At 75.3% G+C, this 23,238-nt stretch carries 19 protein-coding genes and 1 pseudogene; 8 read left to right on the top strand and 12 right to left on the bottom strand.

The features are described from left to right. From ACFVFR_RS26445 to ACFVFR_RS26430, 4 genes and pseudogenes are all read right to left on the bottom strand, one after another. Window positions 1-324 (bottom strand): annotated as a pseudogene (locus tag ACFVFR_RS26445) (hypothetical protein); the annotation flags it as partial. Window positions 325-423: 99 nt separating this feature from the next. Beyond that, on the bottom strand, window positions 424-1,401 hold the full coding sequence (locus ACFVFR_RS26440; RefSeq protein ID WP_383706039.1) for a hypothetical protein: 978 nt from the start codon (window positions 1,399-1,401) through the stop codon (window positions 424-426). Window positions 1,402-1,888: 487 nt separating this feature from the next. Further along, window positions 1,889-3,238 (bottom strand): MFS transporter, encoded by a 1,350-nt coding sequence (locus ACFVFR_RS26435; protein ID WP_383706037.1) that lies wholly within the window; start codon window positions 3,236-3,238, stop codon window positions 1,889-1,891. 3 nt (window positions 3,239-3,241) lie between these two features. Beyond that, entirely contained in the window at window positions 3,242-4,756 is a 1,515-nt protein-coding gene (locus ACFVFR_RS26430) for a CitMHS family transporter (protein WP_383706035.1), read from the bottom strand. A gap of 541 nt (window positions 4,757-5,297) precedes the next feature. On the opposite strand from ACFVFR_RS26430, the gene hmgA reads away from it, so the two are divergent. From hmgA to ACFVFR_RS26415, 3 genes are all read left to right on the top strand, one after another. Then, a complete protein-coding gene (gene hmgA / locus ACFVFR_RS26425) occupies window positions 5,298-6,650 on the top strand; it encodes a homogentisate 1,2-dioxygenase (protein WP_383706033.1) in 1,353 nt (450 codons plus the stop codon). 12 nt (window positions 6,651-6,662) lie between these two features. Then, window positions 6,663-7,412 carry a GntR family transcriptional regulator gene (locus tag ACFVFR_RS26420; RefSeq protein ID WP_383706031.1) on the top strand — a complete coding sequence of 250 codons (750 nt, stop codon included), beginning with the start codon at window positions 6,663-6,665 and terminating at the stop codon, window positions 7,410-7,412. A 227-nt stretch (window positions 7,413-7,639) separates the two neighbouring features. After that, window positions 7,640-8,974, top strand: coding sequence for a type ISP restriction/modification enzyme (locus ACFVFR_RS26415; RefSeq protein WP_383706049.1), 1,335 nt, complete (start codon window positions 7,640-7,642; stop codon window positions 8,972-8,974). A 438-nt stretch (window positions 8,975-9,412) separates the two neighbouring features. Here ACFVFR_RS26415 and ACFVFR_RS26410 read toward each other — a convergent pair whose 3' ends face one another. Next, entirely contained in the window at window positions 9,413-9,676 is a 264-nt protein-coding gene (locus ACFVFR_RS26410; protein WP_383706029.1) for a hypothetical protein, read from the bottom strand. 325 nt (window positions 9,677-10,001) lie between these two features. Then, entirely contained in the window at window positions 10,002-10,820 is an 819-nt protein-coding gene (locus ACFVFR_RS26405) for an SGNH/GDSL hydrolase family protein (RefSeq protein ID WP_383706027.1), read from the bottom strand. A 333-nt stretch (window positions 10,821-11,153) separates the two neighbouring features. Here ACFVFR_RS26405 and ACFVFR_RS26400 point away from each other — a divergent pair, with 333 nt between their 5' ends. From ACFVFR_RS26400 to ACFVFR_RS26390, 3 genes are all read left to right on the top strand, one after another. Then, window positions 11,154-12,383, top strand: a complete 1,230-nt coding sequence (locus tag ACFVFR_RS26400) for a S8 family peptidase (protein ID WP_383706025.1) — start codon at window positions 11,154-11,156, stop codon at window positions 12,381-12,383. A gap of 238 nt (window positions 12,384-12,621) precedes the next feature. After that, the gene (locus ACFVFR_RS26395; protein WP_383706023.1) at window positions 12,622-13,296 is read left to right on the top strand and encodes a hypothetical protein; all 675 of its coding nucleotides are present in this window, start codon (window positions 12,622-12,624) and stop codon (window positions 13,294-13,296) included. A gap of 203 nt (window positions 13,297-13,499) precedes the next feature. Continuing rightward, the gene (locus ACFVFR_RS26390; RefSeq protein ID WP_383706047.1) at window positions 13,500-14,591 is read left to right on the top strand and encodes a DUF5925 domain-containing protein; all 1,092 of its coding nucleotides are present in this window, start codon (window positions 13,500-13,502) and stop codon (window positions 14,589-14,591) included. Window positions 14,592-14,622: 31 nt separating this feature from the next. Here the strand turns inward: ACFVFR_RS26390 and ACFVFR_RS26385 are convergent, their stop codons facing one another. Both ACFVFR_RS26385 and asnB read right to left on the bottom strand, forming a co-directional pair. Then, window positions 14,623-15,000: a GntR family transcriptional regulator gene (locus ACFVFR_RS26385; RefSeq protein ID WP_383706021.1), complete on the bottom strand. Its 378-nt coding sequence runs from the start codon at window positions 14,998-15,000 to the stop codon at window positions 14,623-14,625. A gap of 86 nt (window positions 15,001-15,086) precedes the next feature. Next, complete coding sequence (gene asnB / locus ACFVFR_RS26380) at window positions 15,087-16,940, bottom strand: asparagine synthase (glutamine-hydrolyzing) (RefSeq protein ID WP_383706019.1); 1,854 nt, start codon at window positions 16,938-16,940, stop codon at window positions 15,087-15,089. A 340-nt stretch (window positions 16,941-17,280) separates the two neighbouring features. Between asnB and ACFVFR_RS26375 the strand changes: the two genes are divergently transcribed. After that, window positions 17,281-18,210, top strand: coding sequence for a GNAT family N-acetyltransferase (locus tag ACFVFR_RS26375; protein WP_383706017.1), 930 nt, complete (start codon window positions 17,281-17,283; stop codon window positions 18,208-18,210). Window positions 18,211-18,326: 116 nt separating this feature from the next. On the opposite strand, the gene ACFVFR_RS26370 is transcribed toward ACFVFR_RS26375, so the two are convergent. Then, on the bottom strand, window positions 18,327-18,920 hold the full coding sequence (locus tag ACFVFR_RS26370) for a helix-turn-helix domain-containing protein (RefSeq protein WP_383706015.1): 594 nt from the start codon (window positions 18,918-18,920) through the stop codon (window positions 18,327-18,329). A gap of 157 nt (window positions 18,921-19,077) precedes the next feature. On the opposite strand from ACFVFR_RS26370, the gene ACFVFR_RS26365 reads away from it, so the two are divergent. After that, entirely contained in the window at window positions 19,078-19,734 is a 657-nt protein-coding gene (locus ACFVFR_RS26365) for a class I SAM-dependent methyltransferase (protein WP_383706013.1), read from the top strand. A gap of 10 nt (window positions 19,735-19,744) precedes the next feature. Here ACFVFR_RS26365 and ACFVFR_RS26360 read toward each other — a convergent pair whose 3' ends face one another. From ACFVFR_RS26360 to ACFVFR_RS26350, 3 genes are all read right to left on the bottom strand, one after another. Continuing rightward, window positions 19,745-20,749 carry a Gfo/Idh/MocA family oxidoreductase gene (locus ACFVFR_RS26360; RefSeq protein WP_383706011.1) on the bottom strand — a complete coding sequence of 335 codons (1,005 nt, stop codon included), beginning with the start codon at window positions 20,747-20,749 and terminating at the stop codon, window positions 19,745-19,747. Between the two features lie 406 nt (window positions 20,750-21,155). Beyond that, a complete protein-coding gene (locus ACFVFR_RS26355) occupies window positions 21,156-21,839 on the bottom strand; it encodes a nitroreductase (RefSeq protein WP_383706009.1) in 684 nt (227 codons plus the stop codon). A 384-nt stretch (window positions 21,840-22,223) separates the two neighbouring features. After that, window positions 22,224-22,808: a TetR/AcrR family transcriptional regulator gene (locus ACFVFR_RS26350; protein WP_383706007.1), complete on the bottom strand. Its 585-nt coding sequence runs from the start codon at window positions 22,806-22,808 to the stop codon at window positions 22,224-22,226. Window positions 22,809-23,238: the final 430 nt, after the last annotated feature.

Raw genomic sequence — 23,238 nt, 5'->3', positions numbered from 1 at the left:
GCGAGGGCCGGGGCGCGCGGGGGGCTGGCCGGCGGCCGGCGTCGCGCCGGCCTTCCCCCGCTCGGGGCGGCCGGCCGAGCCGGGATCGGCGGCGCGGTCCGCGTCGCGCGCGGGTCCTCGGCCCCGTGGCCCGTTCCCGTGCGTGGCGGTGGCGTCGGCGACCAGGCGCAGGGTCGTCGCGCCCGCCGCCCACGCGGGCAGTTCGGGCGGGCGCGAGGCGTATCCGGGCGAGGCGGGCGCCAGCGCCCACAGCGCCCCGCCGGCCAGCAGCGACAGGGCCGTACCCAGCGTCACCGTCAGGCGACGACGGCGCGCGCGGCTCATCCGCCGACGCGTCACCCCGCAGCGGCAGCGGCCGGCGCCGCCCCGGGAACCCTCCCGGGCGGGGCCCGCCGCCGCGCGCTTGCCCGACCTCACGGCGCCCTAGACGGGGCGGCCGGAGCGACGACGGGCCCGGTGGCCGACCACCAGACCGACCGCGCCCACCGCGCCGGCGGCCAGCGCCGTCCCCACGCCGATCGGCGTCGACCGCTCGTCGTCGGCCGTGCCGCCGCCGCCCGCGGCCACGCCGCCGTGCGGTTGTCGCGCGCTCGCGGCCGGCACGGCGGCCGCGGCACGGCCTCCGGCGTGCCGGTCCGACGCCGGGGCGGGGTGCTGGGCCGTGGCGGCGCGGCGTTGTCGGTCGGCGCGGTCCCGGGGCGCGTTCCGCTGGCCGGTGGCGGCCCGTTCGGCCCCGTCGGCCGCCTCGCGCTCGTCCTGGCCGGACTCCGGGCGGTCCCGGCCCTGACCCGGCGCGTGCGCGAGCAGGCCCTGGAGGGCGTCGGCCAACCAGTCCTCGTCGGCCTCGGGGCGCTCGGGCTCCGGCTCCGGTTCGGGCTTGGGCTCGGGTCGCGGCTGCGGCGTGGTGTCGGGGGTGTCGGTCTGCGCCTCGTTCGACGAGGGCAGCGGGTCGTTGGTCGGGGGCTGCCCCTCGTCACCGGGCGGGCAGTCGACCGTGAACGCCTTGCGCCGCGTCGCCTCCCGCCCCTCCCCCGCACTGGTCCAGGCCAGTTCGTAGGTGCCGCTGGGCAGCGTGTACGGGCCGGTGTGACCGCTGCCCTGGTCGATGACCAGGGTGCCGTCGATGCCGGGCAGCTGGCGCGGGTTGGGGCGCGGGTCGATCCGCCAGGTGAGGTCGCGCGTACCGGGGACGTCGCTGGCGACGAGGTAGAACGCGCAGACGGTGCGCTCGTCGCGCGGGTCCCGCACGGGCGTGTCCACGCCGTGCACGCGTACGTCCGCGCCCTGGGCCGCGACGGCCGGCGCCGCGCCCACGGGCAGCGCGCCGCCGACGGCCAGCGCGGCCACGACGACGGCTGCGGAACGAGCGCCGGTGAGGCGGAGCGGTACCGGGGCGGGCATGTGTGACTCCTTCGCGCCAGAGACTGTTCGTCCTACCATTCATACGTTTCATACGAATCAGTCTTTTGCCTGACTACGTGTCACGCTCGCGCCGCGCGGAAACGGCCGCCCCTCGAACGCCCGCCCCGAATCCCCCGCCCGGCCCACGCCCACCCCCGTACACCGGCCGACGCCACCCCGCTGGCCGTCCGCCGGCACGCGACCGCCAACACCCGCCACAGCCACCGCGCGCGGGGGCGGCGCGCCGGCCGGCACCACCACCCCGGAGGCCCCGGCGTCTCGCCCGCCCCGTACACCGGCGCTCCGCCCGCCTCGTACGCCGCCGGCCCGCACCGCACGGCGCCGCAGCGCGACCACGCCGGCGCCACCCCGCCGCGTACCGCGCCACGCGCGAACACCAGCACGCCACGCACCGCATCACGCCACACACCGCACTGGGCGGCCACCCACCCGTCAGCCGCGTCGACGACCCTGCGGGCCCACACACCTAGCGGCCGGGCGGCGAGGCCGGGTCCTCGCACGGGCGGGGGGTGGTGGGGACGCCGGGTGCCGGAGGGGCGGGGGGCGGACTGTCCGGCGTCGGGCGGTCGGTCGTGGGGGCGGACCGGGGCGCGCTCCGGGCCGCCGTGCGCGAGGCACCCTCGTGGCGCAGGCCGCGCCCGGCGACCGCGGCCGAGCCGAACAGCAGCAGGGCCAGCAGGACGAAGGGGGCCGCCGGGCCCGCGAGGCCGGCCAGGACGCCGGCCCCGGCGGGCGCCGCGGCCTGGCCGAACCGGTTGCCGGTCAGTCGCAGCGCGAGCGCGGTACTGCGCGCGCCCTCCGGCGCGGCCCGCACCACCGTGCTCATCGACAACGGTTGCCCCACACCGAGGGCGAAGCCCAGCAGGGCGAGTACCACCGCGAGCGCCCACACCGGCAGCGGCACGGCGATGCTCGCGCACAACAGGGCCGCCAGCAGACAGCTTCCGGCCATCAGGGCGGTGCGGCCGATCACCCGGATCATCGGGGTCATCACCAGCCGGCAGGCGATGGAGGCCGCGGCCCGCAGACTGAGCAACAGCCCCACGGTGGCCGGGGCGATGCCCCGGTGCTCGCCGAGCACGGGCAGGTAGGCGGTGAGCACATCCGTCGTGGAGAGCACGGCGAGACTGATGAAGATGCCGGAGGCCACACCGCGCGAACGGACGATCCCCCACACCGGTGCGGGTCGCCCGGCCGCTCGCCCACCTCCCGCGCGCGGCGCGGGCGAGGTGCCGGCCCCGGCGGACTCAAGGCGCCACAGGCCCACGCACGCGCACAGGGCCGTCCCGGCCGACACGGACAGGGCCAGCGCGCTGGTGCGGTCCAACTGGCCGTCGTGCGCCGACACCAGCAGCCCGGCGACGATCGGCCCGATGAGCTGGCCCAGCGAGGCCCCGACGGTGAAGTGGCCGAAGTTGCGGTCCTGGTCGGCCGTCGCGCTGCGGCGGGCCACGATGGACTGGGCGCCGATCACGAAGACCAGGTGCCCCAGGCCCATCACCCCGCTCCACAGCGCCATCGCCGACAGCGAGCCGGCCCGCCCGCTGAGCGCACAGCCGCCCGCGATCAGCACGACGCCGACGGGCAGCAGTGGGGCGGCCCGACCGTGGTCGGTACGGCGGCCCAGCGGGACGGCGGCGAAGAGCGGGAGCAGGGCGTACACACCGGCGATGACGCCCACCGCGCGGGCGTCCGCGCCCAGCGCCAGGGCCCGGTAGGAGACGGCGGGTCTGGCCATGCTCACCGCCCCCTGCGCGAAGGCGAAGGCGATGATCAGGCGCAGCAGCCAGCCCCTACCGGGCGAGGTCCCCGTCATGCCCTAGATGATGCCGAACAGGATTCCGGCCCCGAGCACCACCAGGGCTGTGAGCGCGGCCCACTTGACGGTGAAGCGGGTGTGGTCGCCGAACTCGACCCTGGCCATGCCGACCAGGACGTACACGGCGGGCACCAGGGGGCTGGACATGTGCAGGGCCTGGCCGACGAGCGAGGCCCGGGCGATCTCGGTGGCGGGGACCCCGTGTGCGGCGCCGGCCTCGGCGAGGATGGGCACGATGCCGAAGTAGAAGCCGTCGTTGGACATGAAGTACGTGAGCGGGATGCTCAGCACGCCGGTGACCACGGCCATGTGCGGCCCGAGCCCGTCGGGCACGCCGTCCACCAGCCAGCGGGCCATGTGCTCGACCATGCCGGTGCCGGTGAGGACACCGGTGAAGACGGCCGCGGCGAAGACCATGCCGGAGACGTTGAGCACGTTCTCCGCGTGCGCGGCGATACGTGCCCGCTGGTCGGGCATGTGCGGGAAGTTGACGGTGAGCGCGGTCGCGGCGCCGAGCAGGAAGAGCACGGGTATCGGCAGGGTCTGCAGGATCAGCAGGGTGAGCAGGGCCGCGGTGAGGCTCGCGTTGAACCAGTACAGCCGCGGGCGCAGCGTCGGTCGGTGCGGGTCCAGCGTCTGCGGGTCGTCGCCGGCCTCGATGCCGGTGCCGGTCGCCGGGGGCGCCGCGCCGGCGGGCTGGTCGCCCCCGGCGCCGGCCCGCCCGGCCGCACCCGTCCCCGGCCGGTCGGCCGGCCCCGGGCCCGCGTCGCCGGCCGACGGCGCGTCCTTGGTCAGCCCCGCGCCCGTCGCGCCGCCGACGGTGGCCAGCGCCGGCCGCGTGTCCGCCCGGCCGGGGCCCGCGCCGTGCGCCACCAGCGCCTCGCCCCCGTCGAGGGTGAGCGGACCCAGGCGCCGCCGCTCGCGCCGGCCGAGCACGTACGCGAGGAGGAAGACGAAGAGCAGGCCGACCGCGAGCGCCGGGATCATCGGTACGAAGATCTCGCCGGCGTCCAGCTCCAACGCGGTGGCGGCGCGGGCGGTGGGGCCGCCCCACGGCACGGTGTTCATGACGCCGTTGGCGGTGGCCGCGACGCAGGTCATGACCAGCACGCTCATCTTCAGCCGCCGGTAGAGCGGCAGCATCGCCGAGACGGTGATCATGAAGGTGGTGGAGCCGTCGCCGTCGAGCGAGACCACGGCGGCCAGCACGGCGGTGCCGACCACGATCCGCACCGGATCGGCCTTGCAGAACCGCAGGATGAGCCGGACGACCGGGTCGAAGAGCCCGACGTCGATCATGACCCCGAAGTAGATGATGGCGAACATGAGCATGGCCGCCGTGGGCGCCAGGTCGCCGATTCCGTCCAGTACGTACTCACCCAGGTGCGCGCCCTTCCCCACCAGGACGCAGAACAGCGCGGGCACGAGCACCAGCGCCGCCAACGGGGACATCTTCTTCATCATGATCAGCACCAGGAAGGTGGCGATCATGGCGAATCCGAGGATGGTCAGCATGGGTACCTCACGTTCGCCGTCGAACGCCGCCGAGGGGCGGGCAGCTGCCGCCGGAGGGGCGGTGAGGTGACGTTAGGCGCGTCAACTTCGCGTTAACAAGGTCCTGACCTCCGAGCAATACGCGCAAAAGACCAGGTCAGCGGTGTGCCGGCAGCTATGCCGCGCTGCTGGCGGCACACCAGTGACGACCGCACCGACCGTCACTCGCTCCCCTTTCCCCGCCCGCCGCGCCCTCCGAGCGCGCGACGCCCCGGGTGCCACCCGCCGCCCCGCCCAAAGCCGGGTGCGACGCGGCGCCGGTCCGGCGCCGCGTCGTCGAGCGTCCCCCGTCGGCGGCCGGCGCCCGGGCGAATCGGGTGGCCGGGCGAATCGGGTGGCCGGATCACGCCCCGGATCGGAGCGGGCGGGGAACGGGTAGGCATCGACGCGCGCGCGACGCCAGGACGCCGGCGGGGGCCGGCGCATTGACGTCGCACCCTCTCATTCCTATGGTCAAGCATAGGAATTCTTCGATGGCGGATCTCGATGGTGGGAGCACGCGATGAGCGGCACGGACAACGAGCACGCGAGGAAGGTCGCCGAGGGGTTGGCGTACCACTCCGGTTTCGGTAACGAACACAGCAGCGAGGCGGTGCCCGGCGCGCTGCCGCACGGCCGCAACTCGCCCCAGCGCGCACCGCTCGGCCTGTACGCGGAGCAGCTCAGCGGCAGCGCCTTCACCGAACCCCGGCGCAACAACCGCCGCTCCTGGCTCTACCGCATCCGCCCCTCGGCCGCGCACCCGCCCTTCGCCCGGATCGACAACGGCACGCTGCGCGGCGCCCCGTTCACCGGCCCCGAGCAGGGCGCGGTGGTCCCCGACCCGAACCGGCTGCGCTGGGACCCGCTGCCCGAGCCGGCCCCCGACACCGACTTCCTGGCCGGCCTGTGGACGCTGGGCGGCAACGGCGACGCCACCCAGCGCTCCGGCATGGCCATCCACCTCTACGCCGCGAACGCCTCGATGACCGACCGGGTCTTCAGCGACTCCGACGGCGAATTGCTGATCGTGCCCGAGAGCGGCGGCCTGCTGCTGCGCACCGAGTTCGGCCTGCTGCGCGCCGAGCCGGGCGAGGTGGCGCTCGTCCCGCGCGGGGTGCGCTTTCGGGTCGAGCTCCTCGACGAGAGCGCGCGCGGCTACGTCTGCGAGAACTACGGTCAGCCCTTCGTCCTGCCCGACCTCGGCCCGATCGGCGCCAACGGCCTGGCCAACCCGCGCGACTTCCGCGCCCCGGTGGCCGCGTACGAGGAGACGGAGACGCCCACCCAGGTGGTCAACAAGTTCTGCGGCAACCTGTGGGCCGCCACGTACGACCACTCCCCGCTCGACGTCGTCGCCTGGCACGGCAACCACGTGCCCTACGTCTACGACCTGCACCGCTTCAACGTCATCGGGTCCATCAGCTACGACCACCCGGACCCCTCCATCTTCACGGTGCTCACCTCGCCCTCGGACACTCCGGGCCTGGCGGGCGTGGACTTCGTCGTCTTCGCGCCGCGCTGGCTGGTCGGCGAGGACACCTTCCGGCCGCCGTACTTCCACCGCAACGTGATGAGCGAGTACATGGGCCTGATCGAGGGCGCCTACGACGCGAAGAAGGCGGGCAAGGGCGGCTTCGTGCCCGGCGGCGGCTCGCTGCACAACATGATGTCGGCGCACGGCCCCGACCGGACGACCTTCGACCGGGCCAGCGCGGCCGAACTGCTCCCACAGAAGATCGACAACGGGCTCGCCTTCATGTTCGAGACCCGCTGGCCGGTCGTCACCACTCCGCAGGCGATCGAAGCCGACCACCTACAGAGCGGATATGACGATGTGTGGCAGGGTCTGGAGCGCCATTTCCGGTCGTCGTAGTACGGAGCCATCGTGACCACCTTCGCTCCCGACTCGCTCGCCCTGAACCGCAAGCTGCCGCTCTGGTACCAGGTGTCGCAGTCGTTGCGCGCTTCCATACTGGGCCGCCGCCCCGAGGAGCCGCTGCGTCTGCCCACCGAGGACCGGCTGGCCGAGCACTACGGGGTCAGCGTCCTCACCATGCGGCAGGCGCTCAAGGAGTTGGAGGCGGAGGGGCTGATCAGTCGGCACCGGCGGCGCGGCACGTTCATCGAGCCCAGCGCCCAGCGGGGTGCCCCGGTGCGGCTGCTCGGCTCGGTGGACGCGATAGTGGCCCAGCAGTCCGGTGAGCGCACCACGCTGCTGGGCCACGGCGTCGAGCCCGTCCCGGCCGACCTGGCCGAGCACTTCCCGGGGCGTGCCGAGGCGATGGCCTACCGCCGGCTGCGCTGCGAGGAGGACAGCGGCGAGCCCACCAACTGGGCGCACAACCTGATCCGGCCCGACGTCGCGGAGAAGATCGACCTGGACGACCTGACCCGGTGGCCCATGACCAAGGTGCTGCGGGACGCGGTCGGCGTCCGCATCAGCCGCATCACCGACACGGTCGAGGCCCGGCTGGCCGACCCGGAGACCGCCCGGCTGCTCAACGTGCCGCTGCTGAGCCCGATCCTGCACTACACGGGCGTCACCTACGACGAGGAGGGCGGCGTCGTCGACGTGGCCCGCATCCGCTACCGGGGCGACCGCTTCTCCTTCACGGTCACCCTCGACGCCCACTGAGCCCCACGCCACCCCGGGCCACGCCGCCCCGCCCCGGTCGGCCGCGCCCCCGGCCCGGTCGGCGAACGGCCCCGCGAGCGCCGGCGGCCTGACGGCAGGCTCGCGCGCCGGCGCCAGCGGCCGGCCCGCCGGGCCTGGTTACCATGCTGGAGGCACCAACGTCGGGGAGGGCTGCCGTGGCGGTAACGGACGCCGGTGGGGACGGGGCGCCGGTGTTGGCGGACGTCATGCCGTGGTCGGTGGCCCCACTGCGGCTCGGCCGGTCCTGGGTGATGGCCGCCGACGCCCCCTCGCTCGCCGCGCGCTGGGACCGGCTGCTGCGATCCGACGACGCGGCGGAGCGCGCCGCCCTGTTCCGCCCCACCCGGGCCCGTACGCCGCACACCGCGGTGGCCCAGCTCCCCGGCCAGCCCGGCTCCACCACCAGGTTCGCCCGCGAGCGAGGTCGCTGTCCCCAGCCGGTGCGGATCGCGCACGGGCCCTACGACCAGCAGTGGCTCATCCCCGACCACCGGCTGATCGACGAGGCCAGGCCCGAGCTGTGGCGGGTGGCCGACGCGCACCAGATCCACCTGCTCGAACCGGCCGGTGAGGCCCCGCCGCGCGCCGGCCGCCGTGGGCCGCGCGGGTCAGCGGCCCCAGGCCCCGCGCCGACGGACGACGCCGACCGGGACTCGCCGGCCGGGCCCGGCGTCGACGCGGCCGGCCCGCTCCGGGAGGAGGCCGAACTCGCCTTCACCGCCCTGCTGCCCGACGGCTTCTCCCCCGCCGGCCGGCCCGGTCGCATCCGCCCGCTCTACCGACGCCCCGGCGCCCGCGAGCCCAACCTCGCCCCCGGCCTCCTGGCCCACCTGACCCGGCGGCTGGGCCACCCGGTCACCGCCGAGGACCTGTTCGCGTGGACCGCCGCCGCCGCGCGGCGTGGGCCCGCGGGCGCGACCGTCCTGCCGCTGACCGCGTCCCCCGGGACCTGGGAGGCGGGCGTCGCGCTGGGCCGGCACCGGGTGTGGCTGCACACCCGGGGTGCCCGGGGCGGCCCGGCCCCCGGGGCTGCGATGTCGGGCAGCGGCACGCCGGCCGGCCGACCCCGACTGCCGGGTGGTCAGCGGCCCTACGTGCGGGCCCCGCTCACCACTCCGCTCGCGCCCGACGCGCTCGGCTACGACCCCGAGGAGCGCGCGCTGTGCCTCGGGAACGGCCGGATCTCGCCGGTGGCCCGCGCCGCGTGGGAGTACCACAGCGGCGGCGTACGGGTGGTGGAGAGCTGGTTCGAGCGGCGTGTGGCGCCCGCCGCGCCCGGCACGCTGGAGGCCGTCGGGCCCCGGGGCTGGCCCCAGGAGTGGACGTCGGACCTGCTGGAGCTGATCACCGTCCTCACGCTGCTGGCGGAGCTGCGGGAGCCGGCGCGGGAACTGGCGAAGGAGCTGGCCGACGGGCCGCTGATCACGGAGGGAGAGCTGCGCGCGGCGGGCGTGCTCCCGGCGCCCGAGTCCGCCCGCCGCCCGGCCTCGGTCCTGGACCATCCCGAGGAAGGCCCGGAAGGCCAGTTCGCCCTGCTGTGAGCCGGGCGCGCGGCACACCACGCGAGGCACGCGGCTCACCCCGCTCCCGGCCCGGCCCACCGGCACGGCGTCAAGCGCGCGCCGTGGGGCGTACGCGCGGGTGCGGGGAACCGGTGCGCACGGCGGCGCGCGTACACACCCGAGAGAACGGGGGGGGCACCGCCCGGTCGGAGAGGCGCGTGCGGTGCGCGGACGCGGGCGGGGAACGGAAGACCCACGCCAGGACACCGTGCGAGCGGGAGTGCTGCGGAAGGCGCGGGGCCCCGAGCGGGTGCGGGCTGCCGGGCGGGTGTCGGCGGGAGCTGGCCGGCCCGTCCGTGCCTCGGCGGCTACGGGGTGCCGGTCCGACCCGGTGTCACACCGGGTCGGACCGGTTCGATCGGGAGCGAGCGGGGGTGAGGAGTCTCGCCTGTCGAACGCGACAGAGCGTCCGGTCGGTCAGCCCTTGCTGACGAACAGCGAACGTCGCAACCGCCGCAGCGGCGCGAACAGCGACACCCTGGCGCCTCGGCTCTTCCTGGTGCGCGCGTGGTCGCGCGCGGTCAGCTCCTGCATCAGCACCGTGGCGCCCTCCGCCTCGCGCCGCGGCACCGCTGGGCCGCCGAGCACCGCGAGATGGCGGTCGAGGCGCGCACTGGACGCACCGCTTCCACAGTTGATCGCAGGCACTCGTGGCCTGCCGCGCATCGTTATCTGCTCCATGACACTCCCCACCCGTACGTAGGCACCCGCCCCGGGCAGAGTAACCCTACCTCCCCCTGCCGTCACCCATGCATCCCACACCTCGGATTCGCGGCGGCGTCAAGGACGTTGACAGACGTTTTCCCAGCGTGGCGGGTTTCCGCGCCCCGATTCGAGGCCCTGCGGCGCCCCGGGCGCCCGCACACCGCTCCACCGTACGCACACCCGTACGCGGCCCGGGGGCCGCCCACGCGCTCCGGCCCCCGCCGCGAGCGACGGGGGCCGGAGCGGCACGGTGGCGCCGGGGGCGGCACGCGGCGGGGGAAGTCCGCCCGCCGGGGCCGGTTTAGACGCGCGAGGAGAAGACGGGCAGGTAGCCGCCCGACTGACCGGCGGCGGTCGGGTGGTACGAGTCACCGATCGGGAAGGTCACGCTGTGCAGCCACGCGTCGCCGGAGCAGATCTCGTGCCCGCCGAAGCGGCTCGCGATGTCGCCGTAGCCGAAGCCGTGGTCGGCCGCGCGCTTGGCGATGACGGAGTTGAGCAGGTCGGCCGCCCCGTTGATGGCGGACCGCTCCTTCTCGGTGAGGCCGACGACGCAGCTCCCGTTGAGCTTGTAGAAGCGCGGGTAGCCCAGGGCGACCACGCGCGCGTTCGGGGCCTTGCGCTCGATGGCCGAGTAGACCGCGTCGAGCTTGCCGGGCAGCGTCTTCTCGACGTACGCGCGGGCGGTGTTGACCTTGTTCACGCAGGTGCTCTCGGACTGGAGCACGCAGGTGGTCATCACGTCGACGAAGCCGGCGTCGTTGCCGCCGATGGTGATGCTGACCAGGTCGGTGCCGGAGTTGACCGGGCCGAGCTGCTTGTTCAGGACGTCGCCGGTGACGGCTCCGGAACAGGCGGTGAAGTGGAAGCTGGCGGGCGCGTTCCTGGCGGCCCACAGCTTGGGGTAGGCGCGGTTGCTGCGCTTGCAGTCGCCACTGCCGCCGTCGTACTCGCCGGAGCCGACGCCCGAGGAGTAGGAGTCGCCGAGCGCCACGTAGTCGCGGCCCGCCATGGCGCCGACGGACGCGTCGGCCGCCTGCGCCACCTGGGCGCCGGTGAGGGCGAGCGTGGCGGTCAACACCGCGGCGGACGCAGCGGACAGGAACCGGGTGAGTCTCATGGGGGGCCTCCTTGGGCAGGGTCACTGCCAGTGGACGCGCGTAGACGGAGCCCTGTGAGACGGCCCGGGAGACCGGTACGCCGAGGGGGAGCCCGCCTGATCGCACTGGGGGGATGGTGCTGCGCCAAGGTTTCTACCCCCTTCCGGCCGTGAATTGCCGCCACATGGCATGAATATGTCATGTCGTCAGGGGCCTTGTTCGACACCGGAGGGGAGGGAGATATTCACTCCGACCGGGCGCGGGCCCCGCGCCCGCCGCGCGCGCACGATCGCCGTGCGCGCTCCCACCGCGCGTGCCCCACCGACGCGCCACCGATGAGGAGGACCCTCGCGATGGCACTACACCGCACGCTCCGTACCCACCGCGAACCCTGGGCGCTGGCCCTCACCACGGCCCTGGCCGCCGCCACCGTCGCGGCTCTGGCACTTCCCGCCCAGGCCACGCCCCTGGGCCCCGCACCGGGCGCGGCGGGCGTCGTGGTGGGCGCCGACGGGCCGGACGCCATCGCGGGCGGCTACATCGTGACGCTGCGTCCGGGAGCCACCGCCCGCTCCGCCGACGGCCGGGCGCTGGCCGCGCGCTACGGCGGCACCGTGCGCCACGTCTACACCTCGGCGCTCAACGGGTACGCCGTGCGCCTGTCGGCCGCCGGCGCGCGGCGGTTGGCGGCCGATCCGGCGGTGGAGCGGGTCGTCCAGGACTCCACCGTTCGAGTGAACACCACCCAGTACGACCCGCCGTCCTGGGGACTGGACCGGATCGACCAGCCGCGCCTGCCGCTGGACCAGAAGTACACCTACCCGGACAGCGCGGGCGCCGGGGCCACCGTGTACGTCGTGGACACCGGCGTCCGGGTCAGCCACCGCGACTTCGGCGGCCGGGCCGTCGACGGCTACGACGCGGTCGAGGGCGACACCGTGGCCCAGGACGGCAACGGCCACGGCACGCACGTGGCCTCCACCGTGGCGGGCACGGCGTACGGGGTGGCCAAGAAGGCCCGGGTGGTGGCGGTGCGCGTGCTCGACGACCAGGGTTCGGGCTCGACCTCGGGCGTGATCGCGGGCATCGACTGGGTCACGAGGAACCACAGCGGCCCCTCGGTGGCCAACCTGTCACTGGGGGGCGGCGCCAACACCGCCCTGGACACCGCCGTCCGCAACTCGATCAAGAGCGGGGTGACCTACGCGGTGGCCGCCGGGAACTCCGCCTCCCCCGCGCGGGAATTCTCCCCCGCCCGGGTCGCCGAGGCGCTCACCGTCGCCTCCGTGGACAGCTCGGACACCGCCGCCAGGTCCTCCAACTACGGCCCCGAGGTCGACCTGTTCGCACCGGGCGTGGGCATCACCGCCGCGTGGAACACCGACGACACGGCGGCCAGGACCCTCTCCGGCTCCTCGATGGCCACCCCGCACGTCGCGGGCGTCGCCGCCCTCTACGGCGCCCTGCACCCGAGCGCGAGCCCCGCGCGAGTCGCCACCGCGATCGCGACCGGAGCGAGCGAGGGAGTGGTGGTCAACCCGGGTACGGGCTCGCCGAACAAGCTGCTGCGCGTGGTCTCGTAACCGCCCGCACGCCCCGCCGGCGCGGGCCGGCGCGCCCGGTCCGCGCGGGCAGGGGCCGGACGCGCGCCCGCCGCCGAGGAGGCCACCGCCGCCGGCGGCGGGCATCGCGCCCCGCACACCACGGGGGTACCAGGCCGGTGCGAAATGGCTTGTTCGGGCGCTTAGGTCGCCTTGGCGGGCATCTGTACACTGCGCGACAGTAAGCCCGGCATCCGGCGATTCGGGGGTTACGTCGCCCATGCGGAGACTGACGGAACAGCACACCGCACCGCACGCCCCGCCCGCTCCCAGGCCAAGCTCCCCGGAACCCGGGGACGAGTGCCCGCCGCCCGCCGCGTGGGAGGACGTCGGGCCGGCGGACGAGCGGGAGCACGAGGGCGCGTGGGGGTCCCCGCGACTGGCCGTGGGGGCGGTGCTCGCCCTGGGGAGCGTGGGGGCCGTACTCGTGTGCGCGGACCTCGCGTCGCCGGTGCGGGCGCCCTTCACCCTCTTCTTCCTCGTGGTGGCGCCCGCCTCCGCCATCGGCGCCGCGCTGCGCGGCGTCGACCCGCTCAGCCGCCCGGTGCTCGCCGTCGCCGGCGCGGTGGTCCTCGACCTCGTGGTGGCCCAGGTCATGCTCGCCCTACGCCTGTGGTCGGCGCGCGGCGGGGTACTGGTCGTCGGTCTGCTGAGCCTGCTGCTCGTCCTGGTGACACTCGCCCGGCGGCTACGTCGTCGGACGGCGGCCGGCAACGGGGCCCGCCGCGCGCGAGGGCGTGGGGTGGGTCGGACGGTCGGGCCGCGCGCCGGGGGGCTGGTACGCACGGCGAGGCGTACGGGAGGCGTCCGCCAGCCGGACGCGCCGGTTCTCGGTCGGTGGCTGGCGCACGGGCGGCGGGAGTTGGGTAATCGCGTGCGCGGGGGCCGCCGGTGACGGATCATGGCCGCATGTGCGCCGACCACCAGCACGAATCCCGGAGGCAGACCCTGCCGACCAGCCCCACCAGCCTCCCCGGCCCCAGCAGTCCAACGGGTGCGACCAAGCCGCCGAAGCAGCCGAAGAAGGCCGACCGGTTGGCGGCGGGCTCGCCCACCGCCGGCGGGCCCGGATCCGGGTCGGAGACCCGGGCGGCCGGCATGACACCGACCGAGCGGGCGCTACCGATCCGGCTGAACGTCGACGACAGTGACTCGCCATCGGACGTGGTGGACGCGCTGTTCCTGGGCCGGTTCGCGACCGGCGAGCAACCCTTCGCGCGCAGCCACTCCGTGGACCGGGTCAAGTCCGGTCTGACCCTGCTGCCCCCGGGCGCCCGGGTGCTGCGTTCGGCCCGCGACGACGACCGCAGCGCGACCCTCGCGGAGGGCGAGGGCTGGACGATGCTGGTCTCGCGCTGGAACCGGGGCGCGGACGTGACCGTGACGGCGGTGGCCGAGGAACTGGCCGAGAAGGTGCTGCGGCAGTCGGTGGAGGACGCCGAGGACGAGCCCGAGCCGCAGCCGGAGAACGTCGCCATGGGCTTTTGGTACGTCTCGCCACGACGCGGTCCCTACCGCACGACCCGGCAGATCTCGGCGGGCACCTGGCCGGAGATCCGCGCCAACTACACGGCCCCGGTCGCCTCGGCTATGGACCAGTTGATGAAGGTCACCCCGAAGGACATCGCCGGCCGGCTGCTGCTCCTGCACGGCCCGCCGGGCACCGGCAAGACCTCGGCGCTGCGCACGCTGGCCCGCGCGTGGCGGGACTGGTGCCAGGTGGACTGCGTGCTCGACCCGGAGCGGCTGTTCAACGACGTCGGCTATCTCATGGACATCGCGATCGGCGAGGACGACGGCGCGGCCGGGGGCCGTTGGCGGCTGCTGCTGCTTGAGGACTGCGACGAGCTGATCCGTGGCGAGGCCCGGCACACCGCGGGGCAGGCGCTGTCCCGCCTGTTGAACCTGACCGACGGGCTGCTCGGCCAGGGCCGCAACGTGCTGGTGGGCGTGACGACCAACGAGGACCTGGAGCGGCTGCACCCGGCCGTGGTCCGCCCTGGGCGCTGCCTGGCCCGGATCGAGGTGGGCCCGCTGACCCGACCGGAGGCGGTGGGGTGGCTCGGCACCGAGGAGGGGGTGGGCCGGGACGGTTCGACGCTGGCGGAGCTGTTCGCGCTGCGCCGGGGCAACGCCCCGGCCTCGGTGCCGGCCCCCGCCTCCGGTTCCGACGCCGGCCTGTACCTGTAGGGCGCTGGCCCGTAGCGGGGGCGGCGCGCGCTCAGTCGTCGCAGTAGGCGGCCCGCAGCGCGTCGGTCACCGCTACGCGCGCCGTCGCCTGGTCCATGCCCAGGTGGTGGGCGCGGCGGGCGTACGCCTCGGCGGCGGTGGCCAGTTCGCGGGCGGCGGCGTCCCCGGCGGCGGCGATGAACGAGCCGTGCCGGCCCCGGGTCTCGATCACGCCGTCCGCCTCCAGCGCGCGGTACGCCTTGGCCACCGTGTTCGCCGCCAGGCCCAGTTCGTAGGCGAGGCCGCGTACGGTCGGCAGCTTGTAGCCCACCGGCAGGGCGCCGCTTCGGGCCTGGTCGGCCACCTGCGCGCGGACCTGCTCGAAGGGCGCGGTGCCGCTGGTGGGCTCGACGATGATGAACAAGGTCACGAGGTGTGCTCCTGACGGGAGTGGGGCGGGCGCCCCATTGTCGCCAGGGCCCGGCGCGCGCACGCGCACCGGCTACCGCGTCGGGGTCACAGTTCCAGCGCGACGCCGTAACGCCGCAGCCACGCGTCGAGGCCGAGCACGAGCTCGGTGCCGGCCCGCAGGCGGTCGCCGTGGGGGTCGGCCAGGGCCGCGCGCACGGTCGCCTCGTCCAGGAGGGGGCGTACGGGCGCGTCGCGGTCGGCGGCCAGGCGCCGTAACTCCTCGCGCAGCGCGGCGGCGTAGCGGGGGTCCTGGGTCGCCGGGTAGGGGCTCTTGACGCGCTCGCTGACCACGCGTGGCAGGACGTCCCGGGTGGCGGCGCGCAGCAGGGACTTCTCCCGGCCGTCGAAGGTCTTCATCGACCAGGGGGTGTTGAAGACGTAGGAGACCAGGCGGTGGTCGCAGAACGGCACGCGCACCTCCAGGCCGACGGCCATGCTGGCGCGGTCCTTGCGGTCGAGCAGGAGTTGCACGAAGCGGGTCAGGTGCAGGTAGCTGATGGCGCGCATGCGCCGCTCGGTCGCGTCGTCACCGCCTCGGTAGGGCACTTCGGCCAGTGCCTCGTGGTAGCGGGCGCGTTGGTATCCGGGCAGGTCGAGCTTGTCGAGGAGGCCGCGTTCGAGGAGGGCGGTGCGGGGGGCGGCGGTGCTGCCGGAGAAGTGGGAGGCGAGGTCGTCGACCATCCAGGGGAAGGTGTCGGCGTGCACGGTGCGCGGGTCGTGGAACCAGCGGTAGCCCCCGAAGACCTCGTCGGCCGACTCGCCGGACAGGGCCACCGTGGACTGCTCGCGTACGGCTTTGAACAGCAGGTACAGCGAGGTGTCGGCGTCGCCGAAGGCGCCGGGCAGGTCCCTGGCGCGCAGCACGGCGGCGCGGGCGTGGGGGTCCATCAGGGCGGCCGAGTCGAGCACGATGTCGCGGTGGTCGGCGTTGACGTGCGCGGCCAGCGCGTGGGCGTAGGGGCCGTCCGGCGTCGGACGCAGGTCGCCCGCCTGGAAGCGTTCGGTGTGCCCGGCGAAGTCGACCGCGAAGGAGCGCACGGGGCCGTCGCCGGCGGCCTTCAGGCCACGGGCGGCCAGGGCCGTGAGGGCCGAGGAGTCGAGCCCACCGGAGAGCAGGGTGCACAGCGGTACGTCGGCCAGGAGTTGGCGGGCGACGATGTCGTCGAGGAGTTCGCGCACCCGGTCGACGGTGGTGGCCAGGTCGTCGGTGTGTTCGTCGGCCTCCAGGGACCAGTAGCGGTGGGTGGTGAGTCCCGTGCGGCGGACCCGCACGAGGTGCCCGGGGCGCACCTCGCGCAGGCCCCGGTAGACGGCGTGGCCCGGGGTCTTGGTGAAGGAGACGAGTTCGGCCAGGCCCTCGGCGTCCACGGCCGCGCGGACCTCGGGGTGGGCGAGGATCGCCTTGGGTTCGGAGCCGAAGAGCACGCCGTCGGCCGTCGGGTGGTAGTAGAGCGGCTTGACGCCCATCCGGTCGCGGACCAGGAGGAGTTCCTGGGTGCGCGGGTCCCACAGGGCGAGGGCGTACATGCCGTTCAGCCGCTCGGTGAAGGCGGCGCCCCACTCCAGGTAGGCGTGGAGGACGACCTCGGTGTCGCTGTGGGTGGCGAACGCGTGGCCCAGGGCGCGTAACTCGGCGCGCAGTTCGCGGTAGTTGTAGACCTCGCCGCTGTAGGTGGTGACCAGGCGGGTGGCGCCGTGGGCGGTAACGGTCATGGGCTGGGCGCCGCCGGGCAGGTCGATGACGGCGAGCCGGCGGTGGCCGAGCGCGACGTGGGTGTCGAGCCAGGTGCCGCCGGCGTCGGGGCCACGGCAGGCCATGGTGTGGGTCATGGCGTCGAGGGTGGCCCGCTCGGGGCGCAGGTCACGGTCGTAGGAGAGCCATCCGGTGATTCCGCACACGGGCGCGGTACCTCCTTCGGTCGGCCGCGCTCCGGACCGCTCCGGGCACGGCGCTGCCCCCGTCTGTCGCGACCCCGCCCCGCCCCGCCCCGGTGCCGGCGGGCGATGGTGGAGGTCGCGGCGTCACCGTACGCCCGGATAGGTGCACCCGCCATACACATTGGTGTATGGAGCACCGAAACCGGCCAGTGCCCGGCGCCGCACCCGCGTGCCGGCGCCGACCTGGGCGAGGACGCACCCGGCCGGCCCGTCGCCGCGCGCGGCCCCGGACGGCCGGGCGCCCGGGGCGGGGCGGAAAATGCCGGGCGATCGGTGGATCGGCCACGTACCGTGCGGCCCCATGACTGTGATCGTTCGTGATTTTCGGCCCGAGGACGCGTCGGTGGTGGCCGAGGTGCGTCGCACCGCCATCCCCTTCATGGTGAACACGCCCGAATCGGTGGCCTGGCAGGTCGCGCACGCGCCCGCCGAGCAGCGGTACCGGCTGCTCGTCGGCGAGCTGGACGGTCGCGTCGTCGCCACCTCCCACACCGGTCTGGCCCAGGCCAGCGGCCGGTCCGGCCGGTCGTTCAGCAACCCCTCGGTACACCCGGACGCGCGCGGCCGGGGCGTGGGGTCGGCGATGCTGGCCGAGGCCGAGCGCTATCTGCGGGCCGAGGGCGCGACCTCGTTGTACGTCTGGTCGCTGGACGACCCGCGGTGCCTCGGCTTCGCCGAGCGCCGTGGCTACACGATCGGCCGCGGCTCCGTCTTCCAACGGCTGGACCTGGCCACCGTCGAACTGCCGCCCCTGCCGGACGCGACCGCGCTACCGGCCGACGTGGAGCTGCGCACCGTCGGCGAACTCACGGACCGCGTGGCGGAGTTCCACACGGCGGACGTGGAGGCCACCGCCGACGAGCCGGGCGACCTCAGCGGCACGGACCTGGACTTCGCGCGGTGGCGGGCCATGTACTGGGACCACCCGGGTCTGGACCGCGACCTGTCCGTGGTGGCCCTGGTGGACGGCACCATCGCGGCGTACACGGTCGTCCACACCGACCGCCGCGACCGCTACCAGTCGCAGATGACCGGCACCCGGCGCGGCCACCGGGGGCGCGGGCTGGCCACCCTGGTCAAGACCGCCTCCCTGCACCGCGCCCGCGCCGCCGGCTTCACCGCGGCCTTCACCGGCAACGACTCCGACAACCAGCCCATGCTGGCCATCAACCGGCGCTTCGGCTACCAGGCGGTCCAGGGGGAACGCCGGGTCTTCACCTCGCTGGTCTGAACCCCGACCCCCGCCCGCCCGCGCCCCGGCCGACCCGGCCGTCTCGCGCGAGGTGGCGCCGGGCCCCTCGCGGCGGTACGCCCACGGGCCTGGCCCGCCGTCGACGGGGGACGCCCTCAGGGGCCGGCGGGGCGGGCCCGTACGTGCATCCGCTCGCCCTGCGCGCCGTAGAGCGCCAGCCACTCCACGGGGTGGTCGCCCGCGTTGGCCACGCCGTGCGGAGTGCGGGTGTCGAACTCCGCCGCCTCCCCCGCCGTCAGGACCAGGTCGTGGTCGCCGAGGGCCAGCAGCAGCCGGCCGGAGAGCACGTAGAGCCACTCGTACCCCTCGTGGCTGCCCTGCGCGGGCCGGCCGCGCTCGTCGGGCGGGCGCACCGGCAGGATCTGCTTGTACGCGTGCAGCCCGCCCAGGAAGCGGGTGAGGGGAATCCAGGTCTGCCCGTGCCGGGTGAAGGGGCGCGGGTGGACGCGCGGGTCGCCGGTGGCGGGCGCGCCGACCAGTTCGTCCAGCGGCACGCCGTGCGTCCTGGCCAGCGGGAGCAGCAGCTTGAGGGTGGGCTCGCGCTGGCCGGACTCCAACCGGGACAGGGTGCTCAGCGAGATCCCCGTCGCCTCACCGAGCTGGGCCAACGTCAGCCCACGCGCGGTGCGCAGCGCGCGCAGTCGCGGCCCCACGCCGGTCAGTACGTGCGCCAGATCCTCGTCAGCCATGTCCACCATTTGCCACCTCGGCAAAGAACTTTGTCAACCCGTGGCGGCGGGGCGCAGGGTGACCGACACAGCACGGCAGCCGGCCCCGCCGGTACGCGGACGGGCCCGCCACGGCCCCGCTCCCGCGCCCCACCCCCGCGACGAAGGGCAGTACGCCATGACCGAGACCGAACCCACTCCACCGGTGACGGCCGAGGTGTTCTGGGAAGGTCGCTACCGTGCGAGCGAGCGCCTGTTCAGCGGCGAGCCCAACGCCGCCCTGCCGCGCGAGACCAGCGAGCTGGCCCCGGGCCGCGCCCTGGACCTGGGCTGCGGGGAGGGCGCCGACGCGATCTGGCTGGCCCGGCGCGGCTGGCGGGTGACCGCCACCGACGTCTCGGCCACCGCGCTGCGCCGCGCCGCCACGGACGCGGCCACGGCCGGCGTCGGCGACCGGATCGACTGGCAGCGCCACGACCTGGCCCACTCCTTCCCCGAGGGAGCCTTCGACCTGGTCTGCGCCCACTTCCTGCACTCCCCCGTCGAACTGCCCCGGGGCCGGGTCCTGCGCACCGCCGCCGAGGCCGTGGCGCCGGGCGGCACCCTGCTGGTCGTCGGGCACGCCGGCTGGCCCTCCTGGGAGACCGACCCCGACCCGAGCGTCACCTTCCCCACCCCGGACGACGTCCTGGCCGACCTCGCGCTGCCCAGGGCGCACTGGCGGGTGGTCACGTCGACGACGTACGAGCGCCACCTCACCGGGCCCGACGGGCGCCCGGCCAGCCGGCTGGACAACACGCTGCGGCTGCGCCGCCTGCCGGCTCCGGCCGCCTGACCCCACCGCGTCAGCCGGCGGCCGACCCCGCCCCGGGCCCGGCCTCCGGTCCCGCCCCGGGCCTCGCGTGGTGCAGCTCCGTGACGGCGGCGGCGGTCGCGAAGCCAAGGACCGCGTCGGGGCGCCCGGAGAACAGGCTCGCGTACAGCGGCTGGTAGTGGGCGACCTTGCGCGGGGTGCGGCCGTCGTCGCCGTGCGCGGCCAGGAGCGCGTCACCCCGGGCGACGAAGCCGGTCATGGCGGTGTGGTCGATCCACACCTGCACCCCCGCGCGGCCGAGGGTGAGCACCGTCTCCTTGCTGCTGGAGCCGGCCAGCCAGCTCGTCCGCAGCCGGGCCGTGCCGCGCGTGCCCCGGGAGCGGTAGGCCACCGTGCACCAGGCGCTCGCGCCCCCGTCCAGGAGCCGCGCGGAGGTCAGTGCCGTCAGGTGCACGAAGCGGGTGAGCATGCTGAGCTGGTTGGCCCCCGAGTCCAGCCAACTGGAGCCGTACGAGGCGACGGCGTGCTCGCCGCGCGAGCCGTAGGGGTCGTGGAACGCCGAGGTGATCTCGGTGACGGGCCCCCACTCCGGGTGGGCGGCGAGCTGCCGCGCGGCCCAGCGGACCTCGGGTGCGAAGGCGAAGTGGTGCGCGGTGAACACGCGGCCCGCCACGTCCACGCCCGCGCGCGTCGCCAGGTCGCGCAGGCGGCCGAGCGAGGGCAGGTCGTGCACCAGCGGTTTCTCGACCAACACCCGGGCCGTGGACCGGGTCAGGGCCTCGACCAGGAGGTCGACGTGGGTGACGGTGGGCGTGGCGAGGACGATCAGGTCGGGCTGGTGCGCCGCGAGCGCCGGGGCCAGGGCGGCGTGGTGCGCGGGGGCGGCGCCCCGGAAGTCGACCGGCTCCCGGCGGTGCGGGTCCACCGTGAACTCCAGCACGGCGCGCGGCTCGGCGGCGAGCACCGCGCGGTGCGTGTCCGCGATGGCCCCGACTCCGACCAGGCCGATCCGTAGGGCGTCGCTCGGTTGACTCATCGCGGGTGAGACTCCTGGTGTGGTCGCGCGCGTTCCGCCTAGCCGGCGGAGGCTGGGGTGTCGTGGGGTGGGGTGTCGTGGGCCTGGGCGGGTGCCGGGGGCGGGGGCTGGCGTCGTCCCGCGACCGGGCGCGGTCCGGCGCGGCCGGGAACGCGCGGGCTCCCGCCACGCGGGGCGAGGGCGCGACCGTACGAGGCGCGCGTGGTGTCGGGGCCCCGGCCGCGTCCTGGCGCGACGAGGGGGCACCCGCCTCGGGCGGGCGGCGGCCAGGCGTCGAGGGGGCGGCCACCGGTCCATCGTGTCGTAGGCCGCCCAGGCGGCCCACGGCGCGCCCCGGCGCTGACGCCGCGCGTGAGACACGGGGCCGGGACGGGCGGCGAGACGGGGCGCGGGGACGGGCGGCGGGCTACCGGTGGAAGCGGGTGGTCTCGCTCAACTCGGCGCGTGGCACCGGGATGTCGCTCCACGGTGACGTGTGGTCGGCGTAGCCGAAGGAGATGCCGTACATCAGCGCGCCCTCGTCGATACCGAGCGAGGCCCGGACGGTGTCCGAGTAGAAGCCGAGCAGGCCCTGCGGGCAACTGGCCACGCCGTGCGCGGTCATCGCCAGCAGCAGCGTCTGGGCGTACATGCCGGCGTCGTTGGCCATCCGGGCCTCGGCGCCCGGCGGCATGAACACCAGGGCGACGTGCGGGGCGCCGTAGAACCGCAGGCTCTCGCGGTTGACCGCCGCGCGCCCGGCCACGTCGTCGCGGGCCACGCCCATCGCCCCGTACATCACCGCGCCGGCCGCGCCGCGCCGCGCCTGGTGGACGCCGGAGTACAGGTCGTCGCGGTAGGCGAAGTCCAGCGACATCCGGCCGGCGTCGGCGGCGGCCAACAGGTCACGGCTGAGCCGGTCCCGCGCCGCCCCGCTGACCACCTCGGCCCGCCAGGGCTGGGTGTTGGAGCTGGAGGGGGCGGCGCCGGCCAGCGCGAAGATGTCCCGCATCGTCGCCTCCGGCACCGGGTCGGGCCGGTAGGCGCGTACGGCACGGCGGGCACGGATGAGCCGTTCGGCGTGCTCCGGTCGGAGATCGGTGAGGGTCATGAGAGAGCTCCTTACTGAGGGACGAACGCGGAGGGGAGGCCGTGCGGACGACGCGCGTCGGCGCGTGCGGTGCCGTGGCGCGCGACGGGCGGGCCACGGAGGGCAGGTCGCGGGGGTCGCAGGGGGCGCGGGGACCCGGCCGACGCTCACCCGCCCGGCACGGCGAGGGGGGCGGCCGAGCTCCTGGGGTGTGGCCGGCGACGCGGTCGGGGCACGTGGGAGCGCGGGCACGGCGTGGGGGAGGTGCGGGCCCGGGGTGGGTCTCGAACCGGGGCCGGCGACGGGCGCGCGGGCCGGGTCGGGTCGGTCAGGGCAGGCCGGGTGCGGGGGTCGGGCGGGCCGCGCGCGTGGCGCGCGTCGGTGGAGGTCGGGCCGTCGGAGCGGTTATGGGTTCAGATGGGAGGCGATGACACGGTCGGCGGCCTCGACCAGGGTGGTACGCGACCGCTCGACGGAGTAGAACTGGGCGGCGGCGCTGGCCCCCTCCATCAGGATCTGCAGCGTGTAGGCGAGGCCGTCCGGGTCGCGTACCGGCAGCCGCGCGACCAGTTCGGTCAGCCGGCGCAGATACGTGGCCTTGAGTTCGTCGACGGCCTGGCGCACCGGATGGTCCCGGTCGGGGAACTCGATCGCGGTGTTGGCCACCACGCACCCCCGGTAGCCGGGGGTGCCCATCTCCCCCGCGACCCGGGCGATGACGTGGCGCAACTGGGCCAGGTCGTCGTCCGGACACGCCTCTCGGGCCACCTCGAACGACGCGAGCCCGGCGACCGCCTGGGCCCGCACGTAGGCGACGGCGAGATCGTCCTTGGAGCCGAAGTTCCGGTAGAGGCTGGGCTTGCCCACCCCGGAGGTCGCCGCGATCTCCGCGACGCCGACCGAGCGGATGCCGTCCCGGGCGAAGAGCTCACACGCGGCGCGCCACACCCGCTCGCCGGCCGGCGAGCGCCCGCTCCCGTCGCCCCTCATCCACCCGCCCCTTCCCACATCGTCCAGCCCGGTCGTCGCGCCGCGCGAACACGCGTCGCCGGTACGCCGGTTGGCCCAGTCGACCCCTGACGTACCGATCGGTACGCGGGAGACTGTACCGATCGGTACGCGTGGTGGTCAACTCGCCTGACGGGCGACGGGAACAGGGCGGTCACCAGCGTGCGACGGCGGGGGCTCGCCGGCTCGTCGAGCGGTGCGGGGGCGGTGCGGCGGCCTCGCCGTGCGGCGAGGCCGCGCACCAATGAATCCGCCCTGGCGCGCGGAGGGGGGATGAGAACGCGCCAGGGCGGAACTGCCGTGCCCCGAGAGGGGGGAGCGGGGCTCGGCCATGGGGGATGTGGCTTGTGAAGCGTCCGCGGGGAGCGGCGCACTGGGGGATGGAGCCGGGTCGGGACGGGCGACACGGCGC

Source organism: Streptomyces sp. NPDC057702, assembly GCF_042799315.1.
Taxonomy (GTDB): domain Bacteria; phylum Actinomycetota; class Actinomycetes; order Streptomycetales; family Streptomycetaceae; genus Streptomyces.
Note: the sequence above shows the minus strand (reverse complement) of the source record. Positions and strands in the feature narration are given on the sequence as shown.